The organism is Thermosynechococcus sp. B3, assembly GCF_030323045.1.
GTDB lineage: Bacteria > Cyanobacteriota > Cyanobacteriia > Thermosynechococcales > Thermosynechococcaceae > Thermosynechococcus.
Genome location: NZ_CP097584.1, coordinates 2,273,301 through 2,296,518 on the forward strand (window position 1 = coordinate 2,273,301; position 23,218 = coordinate 2,296,518).

21 protein-coding genes, 1 tRNA gene and 1 other RNA gene are annotated in these 23,218 nt (G+C 54.0%); 12 read left to right on the forward strand and 11 right to left on the reverse strand.

What is annotated here, in order from left to right; genetic code table 11:
- Window positions 1-28 precede the first annotated feature (28 nt).
- Window positions 29-919, forward strand: coding sequence for a photosystem I biogenesis protein BtpA (gene btpA, locus M0646_RS11255; protein ID WP_149820900.1), 891 nt, complete (start codon window positions 29-31; stop codon window positions 917-919).
- Window positions 920-921: 2 nt separating this feature from the next.
- On the opposite strand, the gene hisG is transcribed toward btpA, so the two are convergent.
- From hisG to queF, 5 genes are all read right to left on the reverse strand, one after another.
- Entirely contained in the window at window positions 922-1,557 is a 636-nt protein-coding gene (gene hisG, locus M0646_RS11260; RefSeq protein ID WP_149820902.1) for an ATP phosphoribosyltransferase, read from the reverse strand.
- Window positions 1,558-1,560: 3 nt separating this feature from the next.
- Window positions 1,561-2,787, reverse strand: a complete 1,227-nt coding sequence (locus M0646_RS11265) for an ATP phosphoribosyltransferase regulatory subunit (protein WP_149820904.1) — start codon at window positions 2,785-2,787, stop codon at window positions 1,561-1,563.
- Between the two features lie 6 nt (window positions 2,788-2,793).
- Window positions 2,794-3,741 carry a DnaJ domain-containing protein gene (locus M0646_RS11270; RefSeq protein WP_286625753.1) on the reverse strand — a complete coding sequence of 316 codons (948 nt, stop codon included), beginning with the start codon at window positions 3,739-3,741 and terminating at the stop codon, window positions 2,794-2,796.
- A gap of 177 nt (window positions 3,742-3,918) precedes the next feature.
- A tRNA-Gly gene (locus M0646_RS11275) sits at window positions 3,919-3,990 on the reverse strand.
- Between the two features lie 19 nt (window positions 3,991-4,009).
- A complete protein-coding gene (gene queF, locus M0646_RS11280; protein WP_149820908.1) occupies window positions 4,010-4,408 on the reverse strand; it encodes a preQ(1) synthase in 399 nt (132 codons plus the stop codon).
- Window positions 4,409-4,551: 143 nt separating this feature from the next.
- Here queF and M0646_RS11285 point away from each other — a divergent pair, with 143 nt between their 5' ends.
- The gene (locus tag M0646_RS11285) at window positions 4,552-4,791 is read left to right on the forward strand and encodes a hypothetical protein (protein WP_149820910.1); all 240 of its coding nucleotides are present in this window, start codon (window positions 4,552-4,554) and stop codon (window positions 4,789-4,791) included.
- 4 nt (window positions 4,792-4,795) lie between these two features.
- Here M0646_RS11285 and M0646_RS11290 read toward each other — a convergent pair whose 3' ends face one another.
- On the reverse strand, window positions 4,796-5,245 hold the full coding sequence (locus M0646_RS11290) for a fasciclin domain-containing protein (RefSeq protein ID WP_149820912.1): 450 nt from the start codon (window positions 5,243-5,245) through the stop codon (window positions 4,796-4,798).
- Between the two features lie 162 nt (window positions 5,246-5,407).
- Here M0646_RS11290 and M0646_RS11295 point away from each other — a divergent pair, with 162 nt between their 5' ends.
- On the forward strand, window positions 5,408-6,793 hold the full coding sequence (locus M0646_RS11295; protein ID WP_286625755.1) for an NAD-dependent succinate-semialdehyde dehydrogenase: 1,386 nt from the start codon (window positions 5,408-5,410) through the stop codon (window positions 6,791-6,793).
- Here M0646_RS11295 and M0646_RS11300 read toward each other — a convergent pair.
- The gene (locus M0646_RS11300; RefSeq protein ID WP_286625756.1) at window positions 6,790-8,733 is read right to left on the reverse strand and encodes an ABC transporter ATP-binding protein/permease; all 1,944 of its coding nucleotides are present in this window, start codon (window positions 8,731-8,733) and stop codon (window positions 6,790-6,792) included. The two genes, M0646_RS11295 and M0646_RS11300, sit on opposite strands and share 4 nt — an antisense overlap.
- 73 nt (window positions 8,734-8,806) lie before the next feature.
- Here M0646_RS11300 and M0646_RS11305 point away from each other — a divergent pair, with 73 nt between their 5' ends.
- The 6 genes from M0646_RS11305 to M0646_RS11330 all read left to right on the forward strand — a co-directional run bounded on the left by M0646_RS11305 (window position 8,807) and on the right by M0646_RS11330 (window position 15,571).
- Window positions 8,807-9,472: a 1-acyl-sn-glycerol-3-phosphate acyltransferase gene (locus tag M0646_RS11305; RefSeq protein ID WP_286625757.1), complete on the forward strand. Its 666-nt coding sequence runs from the start codon at window positions 8,807-8,809 to the stop codon at window positions 9,470-9,472.
- Between the two features lie 484 nt (window positions 9,473-9,956).
- Window positions 9,957-10,721, forward strand: coding sequence for a pyruvate formate-lyase-activating protein (gene pflA / locus M0646_RS11310; RefSeq protein ID WP_286625758.1), 765 nt, complete (start codon window positions 9,957-9,959; stop codon window positions 10,719-10,721).
- 39 nt (window positions 10,722-10,760) lie between these two features.
- On the forward strand, window positions 10,761-13,418 hold the full coding sequence (adhE, locus tag M0646_RS11315) for a bifunctional acetaldehyde-CoA/alcohol dehydrogenase (RefSeq protein WP_286625759.1): 2,658 nt from the start codon (window positions 10,761-10,763) through the stop codon (window positions 13,416-13,418).
- Window positions 13,418-14,119 carry a lipoate--protein ligase family protein gene (locus M0646_RS11320; RefSeq protein WP_286625760.1) on the forward strand — a complete coding sequence of 234 codons (702 nt, stop codon included), beginning with the start codon at window positions 13,418-13,420 and terminating at the stop codon, window positions 14,117-14,119. The genes adhE and M0646_RS11320 overlap by 1 nt, the downstream gene beginning before the upstream one ends.
- A gap of 53 nt (window positions 14,120-14,172) precedes the next feature.
- Window positions 14,173-14,673, forward strand: a complete 501-nt coding sequence (locus tag M0646_RS11325; protein ID WP_286625761.1) for a hypothetical protein — start codon at window positions 14,173-14,175, stop codon at window positions 14,671-14,673.
- Window positions 14,674-14,683: 10 nt separating this feature from the next.
- Entirely contained in the window at window positions 14,684-15,571 is an 888-nt protein-coding gene (locus M0646_RS11330) for a hypothetical protein (RefSeq protein ID WP_286625763.1), read from the forward strand.
- Between the two features lie 19 nt (window positions 15,572-15,590).
- Here the strand turns inward: M0646_RS11330 and nadA are convergent, their stop codons facing one another.
- The 4 genes from nadA to ffs form a co-directional block, all read right to left on the reverse strand.
- Window positions 15,591-16,550, reverse strand: coding sequence for a quinolinate synthase NadA (gene nadA / locus M0646_RS11335; protein WP_286625764.1), 960 nt, complete (start codon window positions 16,548-16,550; stop codon window positions 15,591-15,593).
- Window positions 16,551-16,622: 72 nt separating this feature from the next.
- The gene (crtD, locus tag M0646_RS11340; RefSeq protein ID WP_286625766.1) at window positions 16,623-18,119 is read right to left on the reverse strand and encodes a C-3',4' desaturase CrtD; all 1,497 of its coding nucleotides are present in this window, start codon (window positions 18,117-18,119) and stop codon (window positions 16,623-16,625) included.
- Window positions 18,120-18,197: 78 nt separating this feature from the next.
- On the reverse strand, window positions 18,198-18,842 hold the full coding sequence (hisIE, locus tag M0646_RS11345; protein ID WP_286625767.1) for a bifunctional phosphoribosyl-AMP cyclohydrolase/phosphoribosyl-ATP diphosphatase HisIE: 645 nt from the start codon (window positions 18,840-18,842) through the stop codon (window positions 18,198-18,200).
- A 23-nt stretch (window positions 18,843-18,865) separates the two neighbouring features.
- Window positions 18,866-18,962: signal recognition particle sRNA small type (gene ffs / locus M0646_RS11350), an RNA gene on the reverse strand.
- 120 nt (window positions 18,963-19,082) lie between these two features.
- Here ffs and M0646_RS11355 point away from each other — a divergent pair.
- From M0646_RS11355 to M0646_RS11365, 3 genes are all read left to right on the forward strand, one after another.
- Window positions 19,083-19,754, forward strand: a complete 672-nt coding sequence (locus M0646_RS11355) for a PHP domain-containing protein (RefSeq protein WP_286625769.1) — start codon at window positions 19,083-19,085, stop codon at window positions 19,752-19,754.
- The gene (locus M0646_RS11360) at window positions 19,751-19,990 is read left to right on the forward strand and encodes a hypothetical protein (RefSeq protein ID WP_149820936.1); all 240 of its coding nucleotides are present in this window, start codon (window positions 19,751-19,753) and stop codon (window positions 19,988-19,990) included. Before M0646_RS11355 ends, M0646_RS11360 begins: the two co-directional genes overlap by 4 nt.
- Before the next feature lie 100 nt (window positions 19,991-20,090).
- A complete protein-coding gene (locus tag M0646_RS11365) occupies window positions 20,091-23,171 on the forward strand; it encodes an FHA domain-containing protein (RefSeq protein ID WP_286649652.1) in 3,081 nt (1,026 codons plus the stop codon).
- Window positions 23,172-23,218: the final 47 nt, after the last annotated feature.

Consider the following 23,218-nt stretch of genomic DNA (forward strand, 5'->3'; position numbering starts at 1 on the left):
GCACTGTTCACCTATTGCCGAAATCGTTGTGGATCTCCAGACTCTCTTTCACACTGCAACCCCCGTCATTGGTGTTGTCCACCTCCTTCCCTTACCCACCTCTGCCCGTTGGGGGGGGAGCCTGAAGGCCGTTATTGACCGCGCAGAACAGGAAGCCACAGCCCTCGCCTCAGGGGGAGCCAATGCCATTATTGTTGAGAATTTCTTTGATGCTCCCTTCACCAAAGATCGGGTGGATGCCGCCGTCGTTAGTGCCATGACCTTGGTGGTGCAGCGGTTAAAGAATCTGGTGGCCTTGCCCATTGGCCTGAATGTGCTGCGCAATGATGCCTTCAGTGGTCTGGCGATCGCTGCCTGTACCGGGGCACAATTTATCCGCGTTAATGTGCTCACTGGGGTAATGGCGACAGATCAAGGCATTATTGAAGGCCAAGCCCATCAACTCTTGCGCTACCGCCGCGAACTGGGGCAAGACATCAAAATTTTTGCCGATGTGATGGTAAAGCACGCCCAGCCGCTCCACAGTCCGAACCTCGCCACTGCGGTACGGGACACCTTTGAACGGGGACTCGCCGATGGGGTGATTCTCTCGGGTTGGGCAACGGGACATCCGCCCACTGAGGAAGATCTATCCGTCGCCGCCAGTGCCGCCAAGGGACAACCCCTCTTTATTGGCAGTGGTGCCTCTTGGGACAATGTGGAGCAATTAGTGCCCTACGTCAACGGCGTCATTGTTGCCAGTTCTCTGAAGCGCAATGGCCAGATTGAACAACCCATTGACCCCATTCGTGTCAGCCGTTTTGTCGAAGCATGGCAGCGGGCCCACCACAAGATTCAGGAACTCAATCGCGCCAATGGCAACTGCCGGGGGTCGATCAATGAACCCCTGCCAGCCATGGTTGTGCACGGCCAAAAATGAGATCAGGCGATCGCTCCTGTTAACTGCGGAACATAGTGTCCAAGCCCATTGAGGTTGAGGCGATAGCTGCGGGGATGGGCAATCAAGTAGGCGGTGCTGCTAAAAATTTGCTCTAACTCCACAAGGCCATTTTCCTTGAGGGTGCGCCCCGTTGACACCAAATCCACAATCGCCTCTGCCATCCCCGTAATCGGTCCCAGTTCCACCGAACCATAGAGCGGCACTATATCCACGGGCAAATCCAACTGCTGGAAAAAGGCATCGGCACAGCGGACAAACTTTGAGGCGACGCGGCAATGGGGGGGCAAATCGCGGGCACTGCGGTAGGGGCTAGAGGCTTTGACGGCCACCGACAGCCGACACTGACCAAAACCTAAATCCGCTAGCTTGGCCACGTGGGGATTTTTTTCCCGCAGCACATCGTAGCCCACAATGCCCAACTGCGCTTGACCATACTGCACATAAACCGGGACATCTTGGGCACGTACCAAAAGGGCACGGGCACGGCCATCCTCAGAAAGCACTTGTAGTTGGCGATTTCCCGGCTCGAGGAGCGCTGCAAAATTTAAGCCCACCCGTTGGAAGTAGGCAATACTATCTTTGAGTAGGGCACCTTTGGGTAGGGCGATCGTTAGCATGGCCTAGACACTCTGAATCTGCAAATAGGTTGCCCCATCACTGAGGGCTTCGATCTGCGGTGGCGCATCACGCTCAATCCAAGCAATATAGGGAATCTGGCGATCGCGGGCATAGGCGCGGATTTGTTCTGGCGTCAGATCTAGAAGTGCCAACTCCACCCGAGTCGAGCCATCCAAGCGTAGGGTTTGGGCATGGTGGAGGGCAGCAGCGAGGGCGTTGCTTGTGCGGGGAACCACCAGCCACTGACTACGGGGAGCTAAGAGAGCCGCTGGGGGAATGGCGATCGCCTGCAAGAGCGCCTCGACATTAAAGACAAAACCAATCCCCGGCACCGTGGCACCGTCTGGATGATAGATACTGAGCAGTTGATCATAGCGCCCCCCTTGAGCCACCAACCGCAGTTCCGTTTCCGTGGGAATTAAAACCTCAAAGATAATCCCCGTGTAGTAATCAAAGGACTGCACAAGGCTGAGATCAAGGGTAATCGCCAAAGACTCAGCCACCAAGCCCAACAACTGTTGCAATTCCCCAAAGCGATCGGCCACCCCTGCCACGTCAGACCACTGCGCCAAGCGTTCCCCCACTTCCCTTGGAGTGCCCCGTAGATCAAAGAGGGCAAGGGCGCGATCGCGCCAAGGAGCGGGGAGAGCCTGCAAACTCACGCGGTCTAAATTAGCCAAGCACTGGCGCACCGTTTTTTGCAGCTCCGCTGGAAAGGGACTGAGCAACTGTTGCGTCAGGTGGGCATCCCCCACCAAGAGATAGGCCTCCTCAACCGCTAACGCCCCAAGGCACTCCTGCACCAGCCAGAGAATTTCTGCATCCGCCGCTAAACCTGTTGCCCCCAGTAGCTCCACTCCCGCTTGGAAAAATTCCTGCTGGTTGCCCAACTCTGCCACGGTTGTCCGCCGAAAGACATTGGTTTTGTAATAGAGCCGTTGGGGCAGTTGCCTGCCTGCCATACGAGTTACAGCGGCACGAGCGATCGAAGCCGTTAATTCTGGCCGCAATCCCAAGGGTTCATCACCACTGCCTTGGACTTGAATGACCGTCTCGGGATGAACCGTTCCCCCTGCTGTGAGGGTTGCTAGGGTCTCGATCGTCGGCGTAATAATTTCTTGATACCCCCAGCTTTGAAAGACGCGCTCCAAGCGCTGCTCTAGCCACCGTTGCCGTGCCACATCAAGGGGCAAAATATCGCGGGCACCACAGGCAGGTTGATACACCATAGTGAATTATTTTTTCCCAAAAAGACCAAAGAAGGAAGATTTCTTTTTCTCCGGTTTTGGCGGCTCAGTATTTTTTTGCTGTTGCTGGGCTTTGCGCTCCCTCTTGCTAATTGCTTCGAGTCCCTGTATGGCCGTCACCTCTTGAGGATTCAGCTTCAGGGCTTGATTAAAGTGAATTTTGGCCATACTGAGGGAGCCTTGTTGCAGGTACACCTTGCCTAGGAGAGCATTGCAGCGGGCACTGCGGGGGTCAATTTTCAGGGCATCCTTCAATTCTTTGATGGCTTCCAGATAAATGCCTTTATTAAAGAGTTCCTCTGCCCGTCGGAGGTATTGCTCTGTAAATTGCTCTGTTTTGGGAGCCTCTGTCGGCGGTGTCGTCCCTGTGGCGGCTGCTGGTGTGGCACGCACTTGGGTTTCATCTGATTTGGGTGGGGGTGCAGGCGTAGAAACGGTGGGTGTGGCTGCGGTTGCCTTGCCGCCCGCCGATCGCCACAAGTAAATCAAATTGAGTTCACTAATTTGTTCGCTAATTTTCAGGGCATTGTTTAAGTCTTTGTACTGATCTTGGGCAAGGGTATTGAGCGCCTTTTGATAGGCTTCTTCAATATTGGCGGCGTTAAAGACTTCCTGTGCCAAATCAAAGGTGGGCGTTGGCACAATATTGGCCGTTAGCAGTTGCTTTTCAAGCAAGCGCAAAATGACTTGATATTCTTCCCGCTCTTTTTCTTGGGAAAGCACCTCATAGGCAGGATTCACAAACTTGGAGAGCAAATCACTGGCCATTTTTTTGCCCGATTCATCATCACGGCTGTCGGGGTGCAGTGTCTTGGCAATTTTGAGATACCGCTTGCGAATTTCCCCGGGTGCTGCCGACAATGGAATGCCTAGGGCAGCATGGAGATCCCGTTTGGAGTTAAAGCGACCCAGACCGTGATTGATCTCGAAGGGCATAATCAGTGAAACCGCAGGGGCAGAACATCATTAGATTATACCTGCTGATAGAGGGGGTTGGTGACCAAACAATTGGGTAAAGCCCCGCCCTTCATGGCTCCGCCACGCTAGCGCGAAAGGGCAGCTTTGAATCTCTGAAATGTCCTAGAGTACCGTATTTTGGTGGTTTTTAGGGAAAGCGGACGATGGGACTCGAACCCACGACGTTCAGCTTGGGAAGCTGACATTCTACCACTGAATTACGTCCGCAGTCTTGCAGTCTATAATTTTAGCACGAACTGTCCGGCTGGCGATGGTGTTCGACTGTAATAACGGTATGCACATTGCCACGGGGGGCAAAGTCCCCTTTGATTTTCATGTAGAGGGGGTCGCAGGCGGCCACGAGATCATCGAGGACTTGATTCACCGCTTCTTCGTGGGAAATGTAGCGATCGCGATAACTGTTGATGTAAAGCTTAATCGCTTTCAGTTCCACCACCTTTTCATGGGGAATATAGCTAACGTAAAGCGTGGCAAAGTCAGGATAGCCAGAAAATGGACACTTACAGGTAAACTCCGGCAGGGTAATCTCAATGGTGTATTGCCGACCGGGACGTGGATTGGGAAATGTAATCAGTTGCCCTTCTTGAATGGCGCGTTCGCCGTACTTCATTTCTGATACTTGCATTGTTTGGTTCCAACAGCTTGAGAACGACTCAGAGATTCTTTTTAGACCATAACTAAAGTTTATCAAGATTTAAGTTCCTAGCCCCTCGACACCAACGTTGCAGGGTGAGAATAGGGTAGAGAGGTTGTTGAGGCAAGAGTGCTATGGAACGTTATCAGCCAAATGGAACCCCTCTCTCAGAGGCCGATAAAGCAGAACTAGCCCAACTCAAACAACTGCTAGAGCGAGCGATCGCCGACGGCGTATTGACTGTCGACGAAATGGCGCAAATCAAGCGACAAATTCGCGCCGATGGCAAAGTCACCTATGAAGAGCTAGAGCTTTACCGCCAGTTTGTGGAGGAGAAAATCCGCCAAGGGCTTTTGGTGCGGGAAATTCGCTAACGCCCTAGACTTTGTAGGGGATGTTGGTGTCCTGAAAGGAGTGGGCTGGATTCAGCCCCATCAAGATCACGGTGTCAATGACATGGATAATACCGTTCTCCGCTTCAATATCAGCGGCAAGGACAGTGGCGTTTTTGACTTCCAAGGGATGATCGCCATGAATCGGAATAGTGGAACCTTCGAGGGAAGTGACAATTCCCATCTTTTTCAGGTCGGCGGCTTTGTAGGCACCGGCAACCACATGGTATTTGAGAATCCGCGCTAACTGGGGAGGATTTTGCACAAGGGAGGTAATGGTGCCATCGGGCAACTTGGCAAAGGCATCATCATTGGGGGCAAACACCGTAAAAGGCCCCGGCGATTGCAGGGCTTCCACCAGATTGGCCACCTTGACAGCAGTCACTAGTGTGGAAAAGCCAGGAGTATTCACTGCAACATCAACAATGGTTGCCATAAAAGCGTGCCCCAAAACTGCGATGAAAATGCACAACGATGGTTTGCGATCGCCCCATTCATCAAGAGGATAGGGACTGTAACAAACGCTAGAATTAGCATACTGAACCCACGTCCTAGGCGCTAGCGATCGCTGGCGTCAGCCAGATAGGGAAATTTAATCATGGCAATCGCGTCGGTTAATCCCACAACGGCTGAGGTCTTAAAAACTTTTTCCCCCTTAGGGGCTGAGGAAGTGGAGAGGGCGATTGCCCAAGGGGCGACGACCTTTGAGACCTATCGTCTGACAGCCTTTGAGCAGCGTGCCCAGTGGCTAGAAAACACAGCAAATCTCCTGCAACAGCAGCGGGATGCGGTTGCTCGCCTCATGACCCTTGAGATGGGTAAACCAATGACAGAGGCGCGGGCTGAAATTGACAAATGTGCGTGGGTGTGTCGTTACTATGCCGAGCAGGGGACAGCTTTCCTGCGGCCTGAATTAATTCCCACAGAGGCAAGCTACAGCGGGATTCATTACCAGCCCCTTGGCATTATTTTGGCCGTGATGCCGTGGAATTTTCCCTTTTGGCAGGTGTTTCGCTTTGCGGCACCGGCCTTGATGGCGGGGAATGTGGTTCTGCTCAAGCATGCTTCTAATGTGCCTCAGTGCGCGCTGGCGATCGCCCAGCTCTTGAGGGAAGCGGGCTTTCCTGCGGGGGTCTTTCAAACCCTGCTGATTCTTGGCAGTGCCGTTGCTGATCTGGTGGCGGATCCGCGTATTAAGGCAGCGACTCTCACGGGCAGCGAAGCAGCGGGCAAAAGTTTAGCCCAAGCAGCAGGTCAGCACCTCAAGAAAACCGTTCTGGAACTGGGGGGAAGTGATCCTTTTATTGTCATGCCCAGTGCCAATATCCCCCAAGCAATTGCCACCGCTGTCCAAGCCCGCATGATTAACAATGGCCAATCCTGCATTGCGGCTAAACGCTTTATTGTCCATGAGGCTGTCTATGACACCTTTGCCGAGGGCATGAAAGCCGCCTTCGAGACGTGGGTGATTGGCGATCCCTTGGAACCCACCACACAACTGGGGCCTCTTGCTACTGCCGCCATCCGTGATGAACTCCACGCCCAGGTTGAACTTGCCCTTGCCCATGGTGCCAAGGTCTTTTACCGCCGCAACCTTGATCTGCCGAGCCATTGTCAGCAGGGGTATTTCTTTGCGCCGACGATGTTGGCAGAGGTCACTCCAGATAACCCCGTGTTTACCCAAGAGCTATTTGGGCCTGTGGCAATGCTCTTTCGGGTACCGTCCCTAACTGCGGCAATCGAACTGGCCAATGCCACACCCTTTGGTTTAGGCGCCAGTGCTTGGACACAGGAGAGCGATGAAGCGGAGATCCTCGTGCGGGATCTCGAAGCGGGTGCTGTCTTCATTAACGCGATGGTCAAGTCAGATCCACGTTTGCCCTTTGGCGGGATCAAGACCTCTGGCTATGGCCGTGAACTGGGACGGGCAGGACTGTTGGAGTTTGTCAATATTAAAACAGTGTGCCGCTACGGCGATACCTAACTGAGGGCATAAAATTTCCATTCGCGATCGCCTTTGAGTTCTAAAACGTACTTGTGGTACTGCATCAGGCTCTCACGATGGCCAACACTAATGTAGTTGCGGGTGGTGCGCTGAATGTGCTCATAGACCCGTTTTTCGTTGGCTAAGTCTAGGGCGCTGGTGGCTTCGTCCAAAATGGCGTAGGGGCGGTGATTTAGCAGCAGGCGGGCGATCGCCAGTCGTTGTTGCTCCCCAAGCGACAGCACATCATCCCACGCTAATTCCACATCGAGGCCACCGACGCGATCCGGCAAATGTGCCAAGTTGACTTCGTTAAGGGCGTGCAAAAGCACATCGTCCGGGGTCTGGCGATCGCCACTGGGGTAGAGCAGTTGGGTGCGCAACGTACCCAGCACCATATAGGGGCGTTGGGGCAAAAAGAGCACTTCATCTACGGGGGGACGAATAATACGGCCACTGCCACTTTGCCAGAGTCCAGCGATCGCCCGCAGGAGCGAACTTTTACCCACCCCACTCGGCCCCATAATCACCACACTTTCCCCCGCCTCAAGGGCAAATGTGACATCTTCCACCAGCCGCCGTGCCAAGTTCGGTGTATCCACAGCCACGTGTTCTAGGGCAATGTAGGACTTCTCCACCAATTGAATTTGGGATTGGGGGGGCACTGGGGGCGTTGTCAAAACCTCATCAAACTCTGCCAAACGCTCAATACCCGCAATAAAGCCCGTGAGGTTCGTAAACTGGTTCACAATGATTGAGAGTGCCCCCAGCACCTGCGAGAAAGCAAAGCTGGCTTGGCTAATAGCACCAAAGTCAATCTCACCAGCAAAGTAGCGGGGAGCAACCACAGCTGCTGGCACAATCACCACAAAGTAGTTGTAGGCCGTGGTGAAAAACTCCAGATTGCGCTGCCAGCCAATCAAGAGGTTAAAGTTCCGCAGCACCTCGAGAAAGCGTTGACGCACCTGTACCGACTCTTGGCCTTCACCGCGATAAAAGGCAATGGACTCGGCATTATCGCGCACATGGACAAGGCCATAACGAAAGTCTGCTTCCCGTCGCAGTTGGTTAAAATTCAGCCAAATCAGGCGTTGCCCAATCAAAACGGTCACAATCGTACCGACAATGGCATAGCCAACCAAGGTCAGCGTTAGGGTTTGGGAGATACTCCAGAGAATGCCACTAAAGGCAATGAGGTCAATAATTTCGCCCAGAATGATTAGTAGAAACTGGAGTGAGGTTTGGGTAAATGAGCGGATATCCTCGGTGATCCGTTGATCAGGGTTATCAATCTCGCCTTGGTTTTCGATGGTGTAGTAGGCTCGATTCTGGAAATAGCGATCCAAAAAATGACGGGTGAGCCAATCCCGCCAGCGCAGCCCTAGATATTCGCGCACGTAGCGATAAATGACGACAATCGGCGTCCCCACCACAAAAACGCCAGCATACACCAAGAGGAATCGCCAGTAGGTTTCAGCATTTTTCTCCGCCAGTGCCGTCTGGAAGAAGCGCCCGACAAAGCTAATGATCACGTTGAGGCCACTCACAGAGAGGGAAAGCATCAGCAGTAACCCCAAGAGTGCCCACGCTTGCCACCGCGGCAGCAGGGGTTGCCGCAGCAGCGCAAAAACGCCCAAGGGGACAATCACCGTCCCCAGCAGAATACTACGGCTGAGGGGCTGTGCCCACAGGGATTGCATCATCTCCATGAGGCCGCCAGCAATTTGTCCCATCAGTTCGGGGGCAAGGGCATTAAGGCCAAAGGTCACGGCTGCCGTCAGACCGAAGAGGAAGCCAAACATGAGGGCAATGACTAGAAAAAGCAGCAGGATAAAGATCACACTGCTGCCCCAGCGATCGCGGGGAAAGAAATAGGGTTGGGCAATCCGCAGAAACTGCCCCCAAACACGGAGATTAAAGCGATGGGTCGGCTGCGACATTGGCTTGTTCCTCGACAGTGGCAAGGGGCTACAGGCCTACTATTGTAGTGGGGGCAGCTACAGAGGAGAACGGATGCGCCATAAAAAAACGGCACCCACCACATCTCATATCTCACCGTGGCTCTATTGGGGGTTGTGGCCAATTCATCGCCTATTTTTGCCCCTTTACTTTTCGCGGATTACGATTGTCGGTCGCGAGCAGTTGCCCAAGGAGGGTCATTTCTTGCTTGCCCCCAAGCACTGTAGCCGTTGGGATCCGGTGATTTTGCCCTTGGTGTGGCCTTATCCGCTACGCTTTATGACCAATGCGATCGAGTTTGGCGGGGTGCAGGGCTGGTTTATCCGTCGTCTGGGTGCCTTTGCTGTGAACCTCAACCGTCCTCAGCCCAGTAGTTTGCGCCATGTGCTGGAGATTCTCAATGCAGGTCAGCCCCTAGTGATCTTTCCCGAGGGTGGGATTGTGCCGGATCAGGTAGTACGTCCCCTGAAGCCCGGTCTTGCCCGTCTTGTCTTGCAGGCCGATCGCCCCCTGCCGATTTTTCCCGTTGGTATTGCCTACGATCCACAGCCGCAGTTTCGTGCGCGGGTAGCCCTTTGGATTGGAGCGCCCCTGTGGACGCCCGCTGAGCGCGAGGGCAACCTCAAACAACAGGCTATGGAATTAACGCAGCAACTGGAAGCAGCCTTACATGCAGCCGTGCTTGAGGCCCGCAAATGTGCGCGATCGCAGGGCGAGTAGAGCTACTTTGTCACTAATCACGCAATTGGCCTAGATCAAGAGAATTTTGTAGAATAAAGACAAGATTGAACAAGTCCTCAAAAGCCTCAATCTTGATATTTTCCAAGCTTTGAGCGAGCGATCGCCCATCAATAGGGGTGTACTTAAAGACTCTTTATTAAGTTAGGCAACGTTGCGAAACAACCACCAATCCTAAAAGTTAATTAAGACAGCGGGCAAATTGTGCCTCTGCTTTTATGCTGAAATTATAGTTTTACCAAGCGCAGCACTGTACTGCTCTTTTCCCAAGAATGGAGCACGTTCAAAATGGCTACATAACAGATGTACCCCCTAGGCCGTAGGCAAGATGTAGAGAGCAATTGAAAACGGAGTTTTTGTTACCGGGATACTTTCTTAAGCGATTAAAATTTTAGCGAATTCTTAGAGAGGTGCTCTTCAACCCTATAAACGCTATCTCAAGCGATCTATTGTCACCGAGGTTCCAATGATGGTTTCTACACTCCCTGAAAAACAACCCGAAAAACAAAAGGTGACAGGTTACATTCACTCCGTTGAAACCTGTGGCACAGTCGACGGCCCTGGTATCCGCTATGTGATTTTTACCCAAGGGTGTCCGCTGCGCTGTCTGTACTGCCACAATCCCGACTGTCGTGAACCCCATCAGGGCAAGCTCGTAACCGTGGATGAACTGATTGCCGATATTCAGCGCTACCAATCCTATCTGCGCCAAGGGGGCGTAACAGCCAGCGGCGGTGAACCCCTGATGCAGCCAGAATTTGTCCGCGAAATTTTTGAGCGTTGTCACGAGTTGGGATTGCACACTGCCCTAGATACCTCAGGTTATGTGGTTTTGGAGGCGGCCAAGCCGGTGGTGGCGGCAACGGATCTGGTGTTGCTCGACATTAAATCCTTTCTGCCCGAGACCTATCGGCGGGTCACCAGTGTCACGATTACCCCCACCTTGGAGTTGGCCAAGTACCTAGATGAGATCCATAAACCGACGTGGATCCGCTTTGTCTTGGTACCGGGGCTGACGGATGATCCCGAAAATATCCGGGGATTGGCGCAATTTGTGTCGGGTCTGCGTAACGTGGAGAAAGTGGAGGTGTTGCCCTTTCACAAAATGGGGGAATACAAATGGCAGCAATTAGGGCTGCCCTATGAACTGTTTGATACGCCGGCGGCGAGTCCAGAGGATGTCCAGCGGGCGATCGCCCTCTTCCGTGAATACGATCTCAACGTTCATTAACTTGCCCATTTAAGAAATTTCTTTCCTAAGGAGTCGCCCATGACTGCCCAAGCCTTAACTCATTCTCAACCCGTTCAAACCATTGCCGATCTCGAAGCACTCATTGAGCGCGTCCAAAGGGCACAAACCCAGTATGCCCAGTTTACCCAAGAGCAGGTGGATCACATTTTCCACCAAGCGGCCATGGCGGCCAACCAAGCGCGGATTCCCCTTGCCAAACAAGCCGTTGCCGAAACGGGCATGGGGGTTGTCGAAGATAAAGTCATTAAAAATCACTTTGCCTCGGAATATATCTACAACAAGTACAAACATGAGAAAACCTGCGGCGTAATTGAGGATGATCCCATTTTTGGCATTCAAAAAATTGCTGAACCCGTGGGGATCATTGCCGGTGTGGTGCCGGTGACGAACCCAACTTCGACGACCATCTTTAAGGCATTGATTGCCCTGAAAACCCGCAATGGCATTATCTTTTCGCCCCACCCCCGAGCCAAGGGCTGTACGGTGGCCGCAGCCAAGGTGGTGTTGGATGCAGCGGTTGCTGCCGGGGCGCCCCCAGATATTATTGGCTGGATTGATGAACCCACCATTGAACTCTCCCAAGCCCTGATGCAGCACCCCCAAATTAAATTGATTTTGGCTACAGGAGGGCCGGGCATGGTGAAGGCGGCCTATTCCTCTGGCCATCCGGCGATCGGGGTCGGGGCGGGGAATACCCCAGTGCTCATTGATGCCACAGCCGATATTCCCACAGCAGTGAGTTCGATTCTCCTGAGTAAGGCCTTTGACAATGGCATGATCTGTGCCTCGGAGCAGGCGGTGATTGTTGTTGATGAGATCTATGATGCGGTCAAGGCCGAGTTTCAACGGCGGGGGGGCTACATTCTCTCCCCTGAGGAACGGCAGCGGGTGGCACAACTCCTCCTGAAAGATGGTCGTCTCAATGCCGCCATTGTTGGTCAATCGGCAGCCACCATTGCTGCAATGGCCAATATCCAAGTGCCGCCCGAGACGCGGGTACTCATTGGCGAAGTGAGTGAAGTCGGGTCGCAGGAGCCATTTTCCTATGAGAAACTCTGTCCGGTATTGGCCTTGTATCGGGCACCCCAGTTCCACAAAGGGGTGGAGATTGCCGCACAGTTGGTGAATTTTGGCGGCATGGGGCATACCTCTGTGCTCTACACCGATCCCCGCAATCAAGATGATATTGCCTATTTCAAATACCGCATGCAAACGGCGCGGGTTCTGATTAATACACCTTCTTCCCAAGGGGCGATCGGGGATCTCTACAACTTCAAGTTGGATCCCTCGCTGACCTTGGGGTGTGGTACGTGGGGCGGTAATGTCACGTCGGAAAATGTCGGTCCCCATCACCTGTTGAATATCAAAACGGTGAGCGATCGCCGCGAAAATATGCTCTGGTTCCGCGTGCCGCCGAAAATTTACTTCAAACCCGGCTGCCTACCCATTGCCCTGCGGGATCTGGAAGGGAAAAAACGCGCCTTCCTCGTCACCGATAAACCCCTCTTTGACTTGGGGATCACTGACCCGATTGTGCACACCCTCGAAGAACTGGGCATCAAGCACGACATCTTCCATGAAGTGGAGCCAGACCCGACCCTGAGTACGGTGAATCGCGGCCTAGAACTGCTGCGAGACTATCAGCCCGATGTGATTATTGCCGTGGGGGGTGGCTCACCCATGGATGCGGCCAAGGTGATGTGGCTGTTGTATGAGCATCCAGAGGTGGAGTTTGACGGCTTGGCCATGCGCTTCATGGATATTCGCAAGCGGGTGTATCAACTGCCCCCCTTAGGTCAAAAAGCCATGATGGTGGCAATTCCCACGACCTCGGGGACGGGTTCCGAAGTAACGCCCTTTGCAGTGGTTACCGACGATCGCGTGGGGATTAAATACCCCTTGGCGGACTATGCCCTCACGCCCACCATGGCGATTGTGGATCCCGACTTGGTGCTGCACATGCCCAAGAAACTCACGGCCTATGGCGGCATTGATGCCCTAACCCATGCCTTGGAGTCCTATGTATCGGTGCTCTCGACGGAGTTTACTGAGGGACTGGCATTGGAGGCAATCAAACTGCTGTTTACGTACTTACCCCGTGCCTATCGCTTGGGGGCGGCTGACCCAGAAGCTCGCGAGAAAGTTCACTATGCCGCCACGATCGCCGGCATGGCCTTTGCGAATGCCTTCTTGGGGGTTTGCCACTCGATGGCCCACAAACTTGGCTCCACCTTCCATTTGCCCCACGGCCTTGCCAATGCGCTGATGATTTGCCATGTCATCCGCTATAACGCCACGGATGCCCCTCTGAAACAGGCAATCTTTCCACAGTACAAGTATCCACAAGCCAAGGAACGCTATGCCCAAATTGCCGACTTTCTTGAATTGGGTGGTAGCACTCCAGAGGAAAAAGTGGAGCGCCTGATTGCCGCCATTGAAGACCTGAAGGCGCAGTTAGAGATTCCAGCCACCATTAAGGAAGCCCTCAACAGTGAGGATCAAGCCTTCTATGAACAGGTGCAAAGCATGGCCGAACTCGCCTTTGACGATCAGTGCACGGGGGCAAATCCTCGCTATCCGCTGATTCAGGACCTGAAGGAGTTGTATATCCTTGCCTATATGGGGTGTCGGCGGGATGCGGCAGCCTACCATCCAGCGGAAGCAACGTCGAGTTGATGTGGCGTTATCTGCCCCCCTTGGCAGCACCGGGGAGGGTGCAAATGGCGGTGGATCGGTGGTTGTGGCAGTCTAGCGATCGCCCCTGTCTGCGGTTTTACACTTGGTCACCGCCCGCCATCTCCCTTGGCTATAGTCAGCGGCAAATTCCAGAGCACTGGCAACACCTGCACTGGCAGGGGCAACCCATCGAACTGGTGCAGCGACCCACGGGGGGGCGGGCTGTTTTGCACCAAGGGGATCTCACCTACAGTCTAGTGGTGTGGGGGTTGGGGCAACGGCGGCGACAGGTTTATACCGATCTGTGTCAATTCCTGAGGGTAGGGTTTGAGCGCCTAGGATGGCCTCTGCAGTTGGGACAAGACCCCTATTCCTCTCAAGCGCCGATCAATTGCTTTGCCCAAGCCACCGTGGCCGATTTGGTTTTACCTACGGGCGAGAAAGTTATTGGTAGTGCCCAAGCCTGGCGGGGCGATCGCGTTCTGCAACATGGTTCAATTGTCCTGACTCCTGACCTCGATCTATGGCAGCAGGTATTTGGCAGTGTTCCCCATCGGCAGTCCCTTCCCCCTTTAGAGGTGGTGCAAACGGCTCTCTTGGACGCCTTTGAGGCGCAGTGGCAAGTGAAACTGACCCCGGAACCCTTGAGCGATCGCGAGTGGCAAGAGATTAATGCAGAAATTAACAAAGTATCAAACTAGGGCTGTGGCTTCGCCTTCTAGGCTATGATTGGCTTGTTGTCTTGGGGATTCACATGGCACGCTGGCTGACTGCGCTTGTTTTAGCCCTGACGCTTCTCATTACCGGTTGCGCCCCTACCCCGCCCTCTCCCTATGAGCAGGTGCAACAGGAAAGCACCCAGCGCAATGCACCCCCGGCAGTGAGTCGTGAAGCCACCCAAGGCAGTGAATTTAATCGCTTCTTTCCGCCCGAGGGGAATGGCTTTGAGCGCATCTATGTCCAAGAGAAAAAGGGCTTTGCCGAGGCTAAGCTGAAAAAAGATGGCAAAGAACTGGCGATGCTGGCCATTTCCGATACGATTAGCACCCCTGAGGCTGCCGCCAAGTTTCGAAACAGTACGATGCAGATTGCCGGCTATCCAGCAGTAGAGGTGGGAACCACACAAACAGCCATTCTGGTGGCCAACCGCTATCAGGTGAAGGTACTCTCCCGTGATCCCAGCTTTACCGCCAGCGATCGCCGCGAATGGATTGAAAAATTTGATCTTGCTGGTTTAGCCCAACTTGCCCCCTAAGGAGACCACCGTGAGCGAAGCTATCTACAAAATTGTTGATCAACTCCCCACTGGGGGCATCACCGTTATGGCCCTCAAGTCCTTGGATTTCATCATTCCCGGCCAGTGGCAAAATATCGTTGGTTTTGATAACACAATCCGCCATGTGACTGGGGAAACGGATCCTGCCTTGATTCGCCAAATTGGCGATCGCGCCGTGCGGCTCTTTAATGACAAATCCCAAGGCTATCAGCGGGCACTGTGGCTCTATCAAACCGTGGACAACACCGATGCTCTCTTAGGAGCGGCTGCCCTTGCCAACAAAGTGGGCGAGAAAATTTCCTTCCTCGGCTTCTTGGATAAAATGACGCCCAAGCCAGAGCGGGCGCAGTCCATTGACCTCAGCATTAAGCTGATTGTGGAAATTCTGGCCTTTTGTCAAATCAATGGCATTCCCGGTGACAGCCTCGGCGACTTCCTGCGTGCCCTTGCCGACTACAGTGGTGAATCCCTGATGCGGATGGCCGCCCTCATCTGCTTTGATGGCCTGATTCCCCTAGGGCCTGACTTTCTTCTCAAATGCTTGGGCACACTGCAAAGCTTGCAACCCAATGATCTCCAGGAAAACCCCACCTTCAAAGCAATTGGCAGTGTCGTGCCGGGGGGCAATCCCAGCGGTCAATTGGGCTTTATTGTCGAAAGTTTTAATGCCGTGCAGGGGTGGATGCATCAATTTGTCAGCAGCCACGAGTTAACGCCGCAAAAGGTGATCAATAGTCTGCAAAGCTTTATTGAACTCTCGAAGGATAACCTCGACTACTTGGGAGCCTTTTTGGACATGAGCACCAACTACTACTACCATACGGGCGTTCAGACCCTCGCTCGTCGCCTGATTGAGCGAGCAGTTGCTGAGATTTAAGGGAGCTGACACCCTTGGTTTAGGACATTTCCAGCATGCGTTGGATGGGTTTGAGCGCTGCAAGGCGGATGTCTTCTGGTAGTTCAATCTGGGGCTGGCGATCGCGCATACACCAATAGAGTTTTTCTAGGGTATTCAGGCGCATAAAGGGGCACTCATTACAATTGCAGGTCTGATCCTGAGGGGGCGCAGGGATAAAGGTTTTCTCTGGGTTGCGCCGCTGCATCTGGTGGAGAATCCCCGGCTCGGTGACAACGATAAAGGTATCGTGATCTTGGCGTTGGCTATAGTTGAGCAAAGCCGTTGTCGAACCAATAAAATCGGCATGGCGGAGTACGGCTTCTTCACATTCGGGGTGGGCAATCACCTGGGCCGTGGGGTAGGCGGCCTTGAGTTCGAGGATGCGTCGCTCGGAGAAGGTTTCATGGACAATGCAACTGCCGTCCCACAGCACCATCTGCCGTCCGGTTTGTGCCATGACATAGCGACCAAGGTTGCGATCGGGGGCAAAAATCAGGGGCTGATCCGCAGGCAACTGCTGCACAATTTTCACTGCATTAGAACTGGTGCAAATAATGTCACTCAGGGCTTTGATTTCAGCAGTGCAGTTAATGTAGGAAATCACCCAATGGTCAGGATACTGCGCCTTAAAAGCAGCAAAGGCGTCCGCAGGACAACTGTCTGCCAAAGAACAGCCCGCCGCCAAATCCGGCAGCAACACCAGCTTATCGGGGTTGAGAATCTTGGCGGTTTCGGCCATGAAATGCACCCCAGCAAAAACAATGACATCGGCATTGGTACTGGCGGCCTGCCGCGACAGCCCAAGGGAATCACCAATGTAATCGGCTACATCTTGAATGGCGGGGTCTTGGTAGTAGTGGGCTAGAATCACTGCATTCAGTTCCCGCTTCAGGTCTTGGATGGCCGCAATTAAATCCAACGGCAGGGACGGTTGAGGGGCAGCGAGAGTCGCAAACACAGGCAGTGGGTTCCTTTCGCAATTGGTAACGAGTCTCTCTATTATAGTGATTTTCACCAAAATAGGAATCCCTTAGGCATCATTGGCGAGCAGTTGCTGCACAAGGGCACGGGCACCATAGCTGACACCGGCCGTACCTTCCCCCGGATGCACGGAATCTCCCACTAACCACAGGTGAGGAATCGGGGTGCGGGTTGCTAAGCCAAAGGGGCCAAAGGTGCTCAGGCGTTGACTCATGCCCCCGACAATGCCATCTAGCCGCGCGGTATAGCGCCAGAAGGTGCGGGGGGTCGCCGCTTCACAGTGGACAATGTGCTCAGGCCGCAGATCAAAGAATTCCCCGAGGTGTTCAAGAGCTGTTTGGGTGTATTGCGCCTTGGTGGCGGCATAGTCTAAGTCAGGCTGACGCCAAAAATTCACTTCGGTGAAGCTCGAAGCAATCAGGGTGCGATAGCCAACAGGGGCACGGCCATCCCGCGGCTGACTGACGGAGACAAAGAGGGAGTTGTTTTCGCCAATGGGGCCTGCAGGATCGTAGAGAAATTGCAAGTGGGGCGGACAGGCTGTGGGAATGGCCGCCTCTTTAACGCCAAGGTAAATCACAAAGGCACCGGAGGCTGGGGGCAGGGTTTTTAGACGGCGAGCATAGCCCGCGGGAAGGGCATCCCCTAGGAGTTGGGGTAGGTTTTGGGCAGGGACATTGGCCACAATGTGATCGGCTTCGACCCGCTGAAGGGTTTTTGTTTTTAAGTTCTCCACCTGTACAGCAACGGCACGCCCCCGCTCGACTTCAATGTAACGCACCAAATGCCGGGTGTAAATTTGACCGCCATCGCGCTGCAAGGCATTGGCGAGTAAATCACTGAGAACCTGCATACTGCCGTGGAGATGGTAGAGGCCGTGGGGGTCTTGGGACAGACAGAGGGCGGTGGCGGCATAGAGGAGTGCAGTTTCACTGGCATCCACTTGGGAGTAGAGCTTGAGTTGCAAATCCAGAAATTGCCGCAGCCGGCGATCGCCCCCGACACCACAGAGAGTCATCCAATCGGTCACCGTCATCAGGCTAAAGGGCAACGTGAGAAGCGTCTCCGGACGCAGGGCTTGCACCAATTGCCACAGATCAAAGCCATTGCGCGGGGGCAAAATGGGCTGCCGCTGCTGAAATCGCCAACTAATGGCAAAGAGGTGTTCGAGGCCTTGCCAAAACCGCTCACTGTGGGGAAAGTGGCGTTGACGTTCCTGTTGCCAGCGATCGCGATCGCGCCAAACATTGATGGGCGTTGTTTCCTGCGGCAGATACACCGCACAGGCAGGATCGCAGGGGGTTGCTGCCGGCAGAGGCATCTCCAATTCAGCAAAAATTGCCGCGTGAATCCCCCCCGGCTCAAGGCCAGCCACTTGGGTGGCGCCAACATCGAAGGTAAAGCCCCGCCGCTGAAATGTGGAGGCACAGCCCCCCAGTTGGGCTGCCTGCTCAAACAGCTGAACGCGATAGCCCCGTCGTGCCAACAATGCCGCTGTGGTCAGACCCCCAATGCCGCCGCCAATGACGACCACCTGCTTTGCCATTTGTATAGTTATGTAAATTACCTGTATCTAGCACTTTAACGACGTTGAGCCAGTGCTGACAAGGAAAACGGCAAGCAACTAGCGCCGCCGCAACTGAAGCTGCTCATAGACCTGCCGCAGGGACACCCCATGATAGGCAAGGGCAACTAGCGTGTGGTAAAACAAGTCCGCCACCTCACCGGCGATCGCCTCGGGGTCATCGTCTTTGCAGGCCATCACCACTTCTACGGTTTCTTCGCCCAGCTTCTTGAGAATTTTATTATCACCGGCTGTGAACAGGCTGGAAGTGTAGGACTGTAGCTGTGGAAAGTCGCGCCGCTGACAGACCACGTTATACACTTGCGAAAGGGTATCTGCTGGTGGGTCTTCTACCCGTTGTCCGGCCTCCCCATGGCGGTGGAAACAACTGCGCTGCCCCGTGTGGCAAGCGACTTGGCCCACTTGCTCTACTGTTAACAACAGGGCATCACTATCGCAGTCGTAGCGGATACTTTTGACCCACTGGACATGGCCAGAGGTTTCGCCCTTGGGCCACAGTTCTTGGCGCGAACGACTCCAAAACCACGTACGACCGGTTTCAAGGGTTTTCTGTAGCGATTCCCGATTCATCCACGCCAGCATCAACACGGTGCCGTCCAAATAGTCTTGGATAATTGCTGGCACTAAACCCCGTTCATCGTAGCGAATCTCATCGAGGGGGAGGCTAAGGGTAGTGGCAGGCATGAATCGTTCGCAGGTCTCAAGAGGGTGACCCGGAGATCACGCCTACCGCAAGCATCCCGTATTGCTGCTTCCTTCCGGACCTGACAAGGTTGAGGCGTTGCGATCGCATGATTCCGAGCCAACTTGTATCCTAGCACACCCCATCGAGGTACATAAATCGCCCTATTAGGAATCTTTATCTCTCGTTTCTTAAAGAAAGTTTATATTAAAGAGGTAACAGCGTAAGATTTGGTAATGCCTATGACCCTTGCTGCACTGATGGTGACGCAGGCGGAGACCCTCAAAGGTCTCTTTCGGACATTGACGGCAACCAGTTGTCCCTATCGCTATAACTTTCATCTCCATACCATCTGCTCCGATGGCCAGCTGACACCGCAGCAAGTGGCACAGCAGGCAATGATCCATGGCCTCAAGGGATTTGCCATTACCGATCACCATGCCCTAGAGGGCTATTTTCAGGCTCGCATCTACGTAGAAGCCTATCCAGGAACGGATCGCCCCCAAATTTACACGGGCATTGAAATTACGGCTCAACTCTTGGGTACTGAGGTGCATATTCTGGGCTATGGCTTTGACCCCCATGCCTGGGTTTTGCATCCCTACGCCTTGGGAACTGCTCCCGAAGGAGAATTGGCACAAGCAGAACGGGTGATTGCGGCTCTCCATGAGGCGGGGGGTCTGGCAATTTTGGCGCACCCGGCACGTTATCGGCTGCCCGCTGAACAATTGATTCCCGCAGCTGTGGCGCGGGGGATTGATGGGGTGGAAACCTACTACTGTTACAGCAATCCCGATGTGTGGGAACCCACCCCTGAAACAACAGCCCTTGTGCATGCTTTGGCCGTTGAACACCAGTTGCTGGAGACCTGCGGCACGGATACCCATGGCCAAGATATTTTGGTGCGGCGATGACGGTGACTGAAATCCTGATCACCTTAGGGGCGATCGCCATCAGTGGGTTGGTGCTGCACTGGTTGATCAGGGTGCTGAAGGTGACCGTGGGTACTGCCTTGAGGATTGCCCTAATTGTCTTCCTATTGCAACTCTTTTTTGGCATTGGTCCCGATCGCCTGTGGGAGCAAGCGCAGTTTCTATGGTCACAGGTGGCGAGTTATTTGCCGATGCCTTCCTTGCCATCCTCGCAATAATGATAGGTTTCTGCGCCGGTTGAGCTTTGGCGGGCGTCTTTTGTCAGATCGGCCAGAATCCAGTAAACTGACCGGCATCAAGCCCCTTTGCCCCAAGGTCATGACTCAAACAGCATGGTTAGAACTTGTCAAATCCGTCAGTGAGCAGGGGGTTCAGCTACCCGCCAGCGGCCTCAAAATTGGCCGTGCCCCCGATAATGACATTGTCCTCAATGATCTTTCCGTGTCCCGCTACCACGCTTTCTTGGAGTGGCAAGAAGGGAAAGTTCACCTCGTGGATCTCGGCAGTACAGCGGGCACCCATCTCAATGGCCAACCGGTTGTGCCCAATACCCCCATTCCCCTCGAAGATGGCGACCTGATTACACTGGGCAACTCTGCTGTGCGCTTTCGCCTCATCTGGCACTACCACGACTATCAACTCCGTGCCACTGAGGTCAGCAAAGAGACTGAAGTCCCTGTGATTGAAGTGCGCACCAAAACATGGCGACAACGCTGGGGGCTACAGGAGCAAACGACGCTTTTGGGAACCCATCCCGCCTGCGATGTGGTGGTGGATACCCCTGAACTTTTGCCCTGCCACTTGAAATTACGCTTTGCGGATCAGCATTTGCAGGTGGTAGATCTCAGTGACCCGCAACCGGCAATGAATGTGCATTTGGGAATCGGGGAGAGTTATGCCCTGACGGAATTTGTCACACTGACCTATGTGGGGCAGCAGTTGCCCGATCGCATTGACACAGAGCGTCATGCCGTTGTCTTTAGCCCCGCGACGGAGTTGAGCACAGCAACAGTACTGGCGATTCCTGAGGCCGATGCGACATCCACCGTCCCCGTGAAGACGATTTCGGTGGTGGGATACAACACGTTCACGATTGGCCGCGATCCAAGCAATGATCTGGTGATTGAGCATCCAACGGTGTCCCGTCACCACGCCAAAATTGAGCGCCGCAATGGCGATTTCCTGCTCACGGATCTGGGGTCGAGTAATGGCACGTTTGTCAATGGCCGTGAGGTGGAGGAACCCACACTGCTGCGGGTGGGGGACAGTATTCGCATTGGTAGCGATCGCCTTGTCCTCAATGTTGATGAAACCCTGACCCAATATGCCGAATCGGGTCACATGCGCCTAGATGCCATCAACCTCAGTAAGGTGGTGGGCAAGGGAACGCAAATTCTCCACGATATTTCGCTATCGATCATGCCCAAGGAGTTTGTGGCCATCTTGGGACCTAGTGGTAGCGGCAAGTCAACGCTCCTCGATGCCCTCAATGGACTGCGGCCAGCAACAACCGGCACCGTACTGGTGAATGGCACAAATTTCTACCGCAACTATCAGGCCTTTCAAGCGCAATTGGGCTATGTGCCGCAGAAGAATATCATCCACGAGGAACTGACGATCGCCCAAGCCTTGGAATACGCGGCAAAACTACGCATGCCTCCCGATACAACCCCAGCGGAACGCCAACAGCGGGTGACCGAGGTGTTAACAGAATTGGGACTGAACCATCGTCGCGATGTACCCATTTCCCGCCTCAGTGGCGGTCAGCAGCGACGGGTATGTATTGGGGCCGAATTGCTCACGCAACCCAGTCTCTTCTTCCTCGATGAGGCCACCTCTGGCTTAGATCCGGGCACGGAAGCTGACCTGATGTTTTTGCTGCGGCAGTTGGCGGATCAGGGGCGAACGATTCTCATCATTACCCACGCCACCCAAAATATCCGGGAGTGTGATCTGGTGATCTATCTAGCGGCGGGCGGCCGGCTGGCCTACTTTGGTCCTCCTGATCAACTGCTGCCCTACTTTCGGGCTACCTTTGGCGATCGCTTTAGTGGCATTAAGCTTGAGGATTTCTCTGGTATTTATCGTGCCCTAGACAAAGAGAAAAACCCCAATGCTCCCACTTCGGCAGAACTAGAGGAAGCCTACCGGCGATCGCGCCTCTATCAGGAATATGTGGTCGGGCGACAGCAGGTGCTAGCTCACATGCCCGATGAAAGTCAACGGCGCACCAAGGGCAAATCCCGTCGCAGCAGTGAAACCAAGTCGAAAATCTCCCCTTGGCAACAATTTCTCATTCTCACCCGCCGCAATCTCACAATTCTTGGCCAAGATCGTAGTAACCTGCTGCTGACCCTCTTAATAGCCCCCCTCTTGGGGAGTTTGAGTTTTGTTTCTTGGCAGCGGGATCTCTTTAATCCGGAAACGGGGAATGGGGGTCAAGCCCTGACGATGATTTTTGTCACCAGTCTGATTGCTGTGATGATTGGTGCGATGACAACGATGCGGGAATTGGTTAAGGAGGTGGAGGTTTATCGGCGGGAGCGGATGATTGGCCTGCGGCTGTTGCCCTACATTGGCTCCAAGGTGGCGATCGCCCTTGGGCTAGCCCTTTATCAAGCGGCCACTTACCTTGCGGTGACAAAGCTGGCGGTGGATTTACCGGGAGATTGGGGGGTTACTTTTGCCATGTACGTCACCCTTGCCCTTGCCATTTTTGGCGGTATGGCGATGGGTCTTTTGGTCTCTGCCTTTGCCCCTAGCCAGAACATTGTGCCGCTACTGGTGCTGATGTTTTTAGTGCCCCAAATTATCTTTAGTGGCGGGATTCAGCCCGTTTCTTCCTTCGGGTTACCGGGGCAGATTATTAACCATCTGACGGTGATTAAGTGGCCCTTTGAGGCGATGGTGAAGCTCACGGGTATGGGGGATGACATTGCCAATGACCCCTGTTGGCTGGAGCCAGAGGAAGAGCGGGAAAAAATGACCGAGGAGATGCAGCGGGATTTTTGTCTTTGCTATGGTCCGGGTCTGTTTCAAACCTGCAACTTTCCGGGTATTCGCGCCAAATATGTACCGGCAGTGGATGAACCCGCCCCCCCTCGACCGGCGTCTCCCGGCGATCCCCCCAATGATCCAGCGGCGCTCCAAGACTATCTGCAACGGCTGCAAGCCTATCAGGCAGCCATGGATGAGTGGGAACTAAAATATTCTGAGTGGAACCGCCAACGCAGTCGTGCCATCAATGAAGCCCAAGGGATTATCAGCCGCTTCCAACGAGATCAAGGCTACATGTTTACCGTAGATGTGCAACGCCATTGGCGCGATCAAAGCATTCTCATCTTGGCAATGCTAGTGGCTTTGCCCTTCTGCCAAAAACGCCGTGACTTTAGCCGTTGATACGCTGGCATTTTCAGGGGTGGGGTTTTGGAGCAATTTTTTGAATA

Coding starts and splice junctions, on each gene's coding strand:
- M0646_RS11285 (WP_149820910.1), top strand. CDS start 4,552: ATGGAACGTTATCAGCCAAATGGAACCCCTCTCTCAGAGGCCGATAAA.
- M0646_RS11365 (WP_286649652.1), top strand. CDS start 20,091: ATGACTCAAACAGCATGGTTAGAACTTGTCAAATCCGTCAGTGAGCAG.
- M0646_RS11295 (WP_286625755.1), top strand. CDS start 5,408: ATGGCAATCGCGTCGGTTAATCCCACAACGGCTGAGGTCTTAAAAACT.
- M0646_RS11300 (WP_286625756.1), bottom strand. CDS start 8,733: ATGTCGCAGCCGACCCATCGCTTTAATCTCCGTGTTTGGGGGCAGTTT.
- M0646_RS11265 (WP_149820904.1), bottom strand. CDS start 2,787: ATGGTGTATCAACCTGCCTGTGGTGCCCGCGATATTTTGCCCCTTGAT.
- M0646_RS11325 (WP_286625761.1), top strand. CDS start 14,173: ATGGCACGCTGGCTGACTGCGCTTGTTTTAGCCCTGACGCTTCTCATT.
- M0646_RS11355 (WP_286625769.1), top strand. CDS start 19,083: ATGACCCTTGCTGCACTGATGGTGACGCAGGCGGAGACCCTCAAAGGT.
- hisG (WP_149820902.1), bottom strand. CDS start 1,557: ATGCTAACGATCGCCCTACCCAAAGGTGCCCTACTCAAAGATAGTATT.
- crtD (WP_286625766.1), bottom strand. CDS start 18,119: ATGGCAAAGCAGGTGGTCGTCATTGGCGGCGGCATTGGGGGTCTGACC.
- M0646_RS11305 (WP_286625757.1), top strand. CDS start 8,807: ATGCGCCATAAAAAAACGGCACCCACCACATCTCATATCTCACCGTGG.
- M0646_RS11320 (WP_286625760.1), top strand. CDS start 13,418: ATGTGGCGTTATCTGCCCCCCTTGGCAGCACCGGGGAGGGTGCAAATG.
- M0646_RS11270 (WP_286625753.1), bottom strand. CDS start 3,741: ATGCCCTTCGAGATCAATCACGGTCTGGGTCGCTTTAACTCCAAACGG.
- hisIE (WP_286625767.1), bottom strand. CDS start 18,842: ATGCCTGCCACTACCCTTAGCCTCCCCCTCGATGAGATTCGCTACGAT.
- queF (WP_149820908.1), bottom strand. CDS start 4,408: ATGCAAGTATCAGAAATGAAGTACGGCGAACGCGCCATTCAAGAAGGG.
- M0646_RS11360 (WP_149820936.1), top strand. CDS start 19,751: ATGACGGTGACTGAAATCCTGATCACCTTAGGGGCGATCGCCATCAGT.
- adhE (WP_286625759.1), top strand. CDS start 10,761: ATGACTGCCCAAGCCTTAACTCATTCTCAACCCGTTCAAACCATTGCC.
- M0646_RS11290 (WP_149820912.1), bottom strand. CDS start 5,245: ATGGCAACCATTGTTGATGTTGCAGTGAATACTCCTGGCTTTTCCACA.
- pflA (WP_286625758.1), top strand. CDS start 9,957: ATGATGGTTTCTACACTCCCTGAAAAACAACCCGAAAAACAAAAGGTG.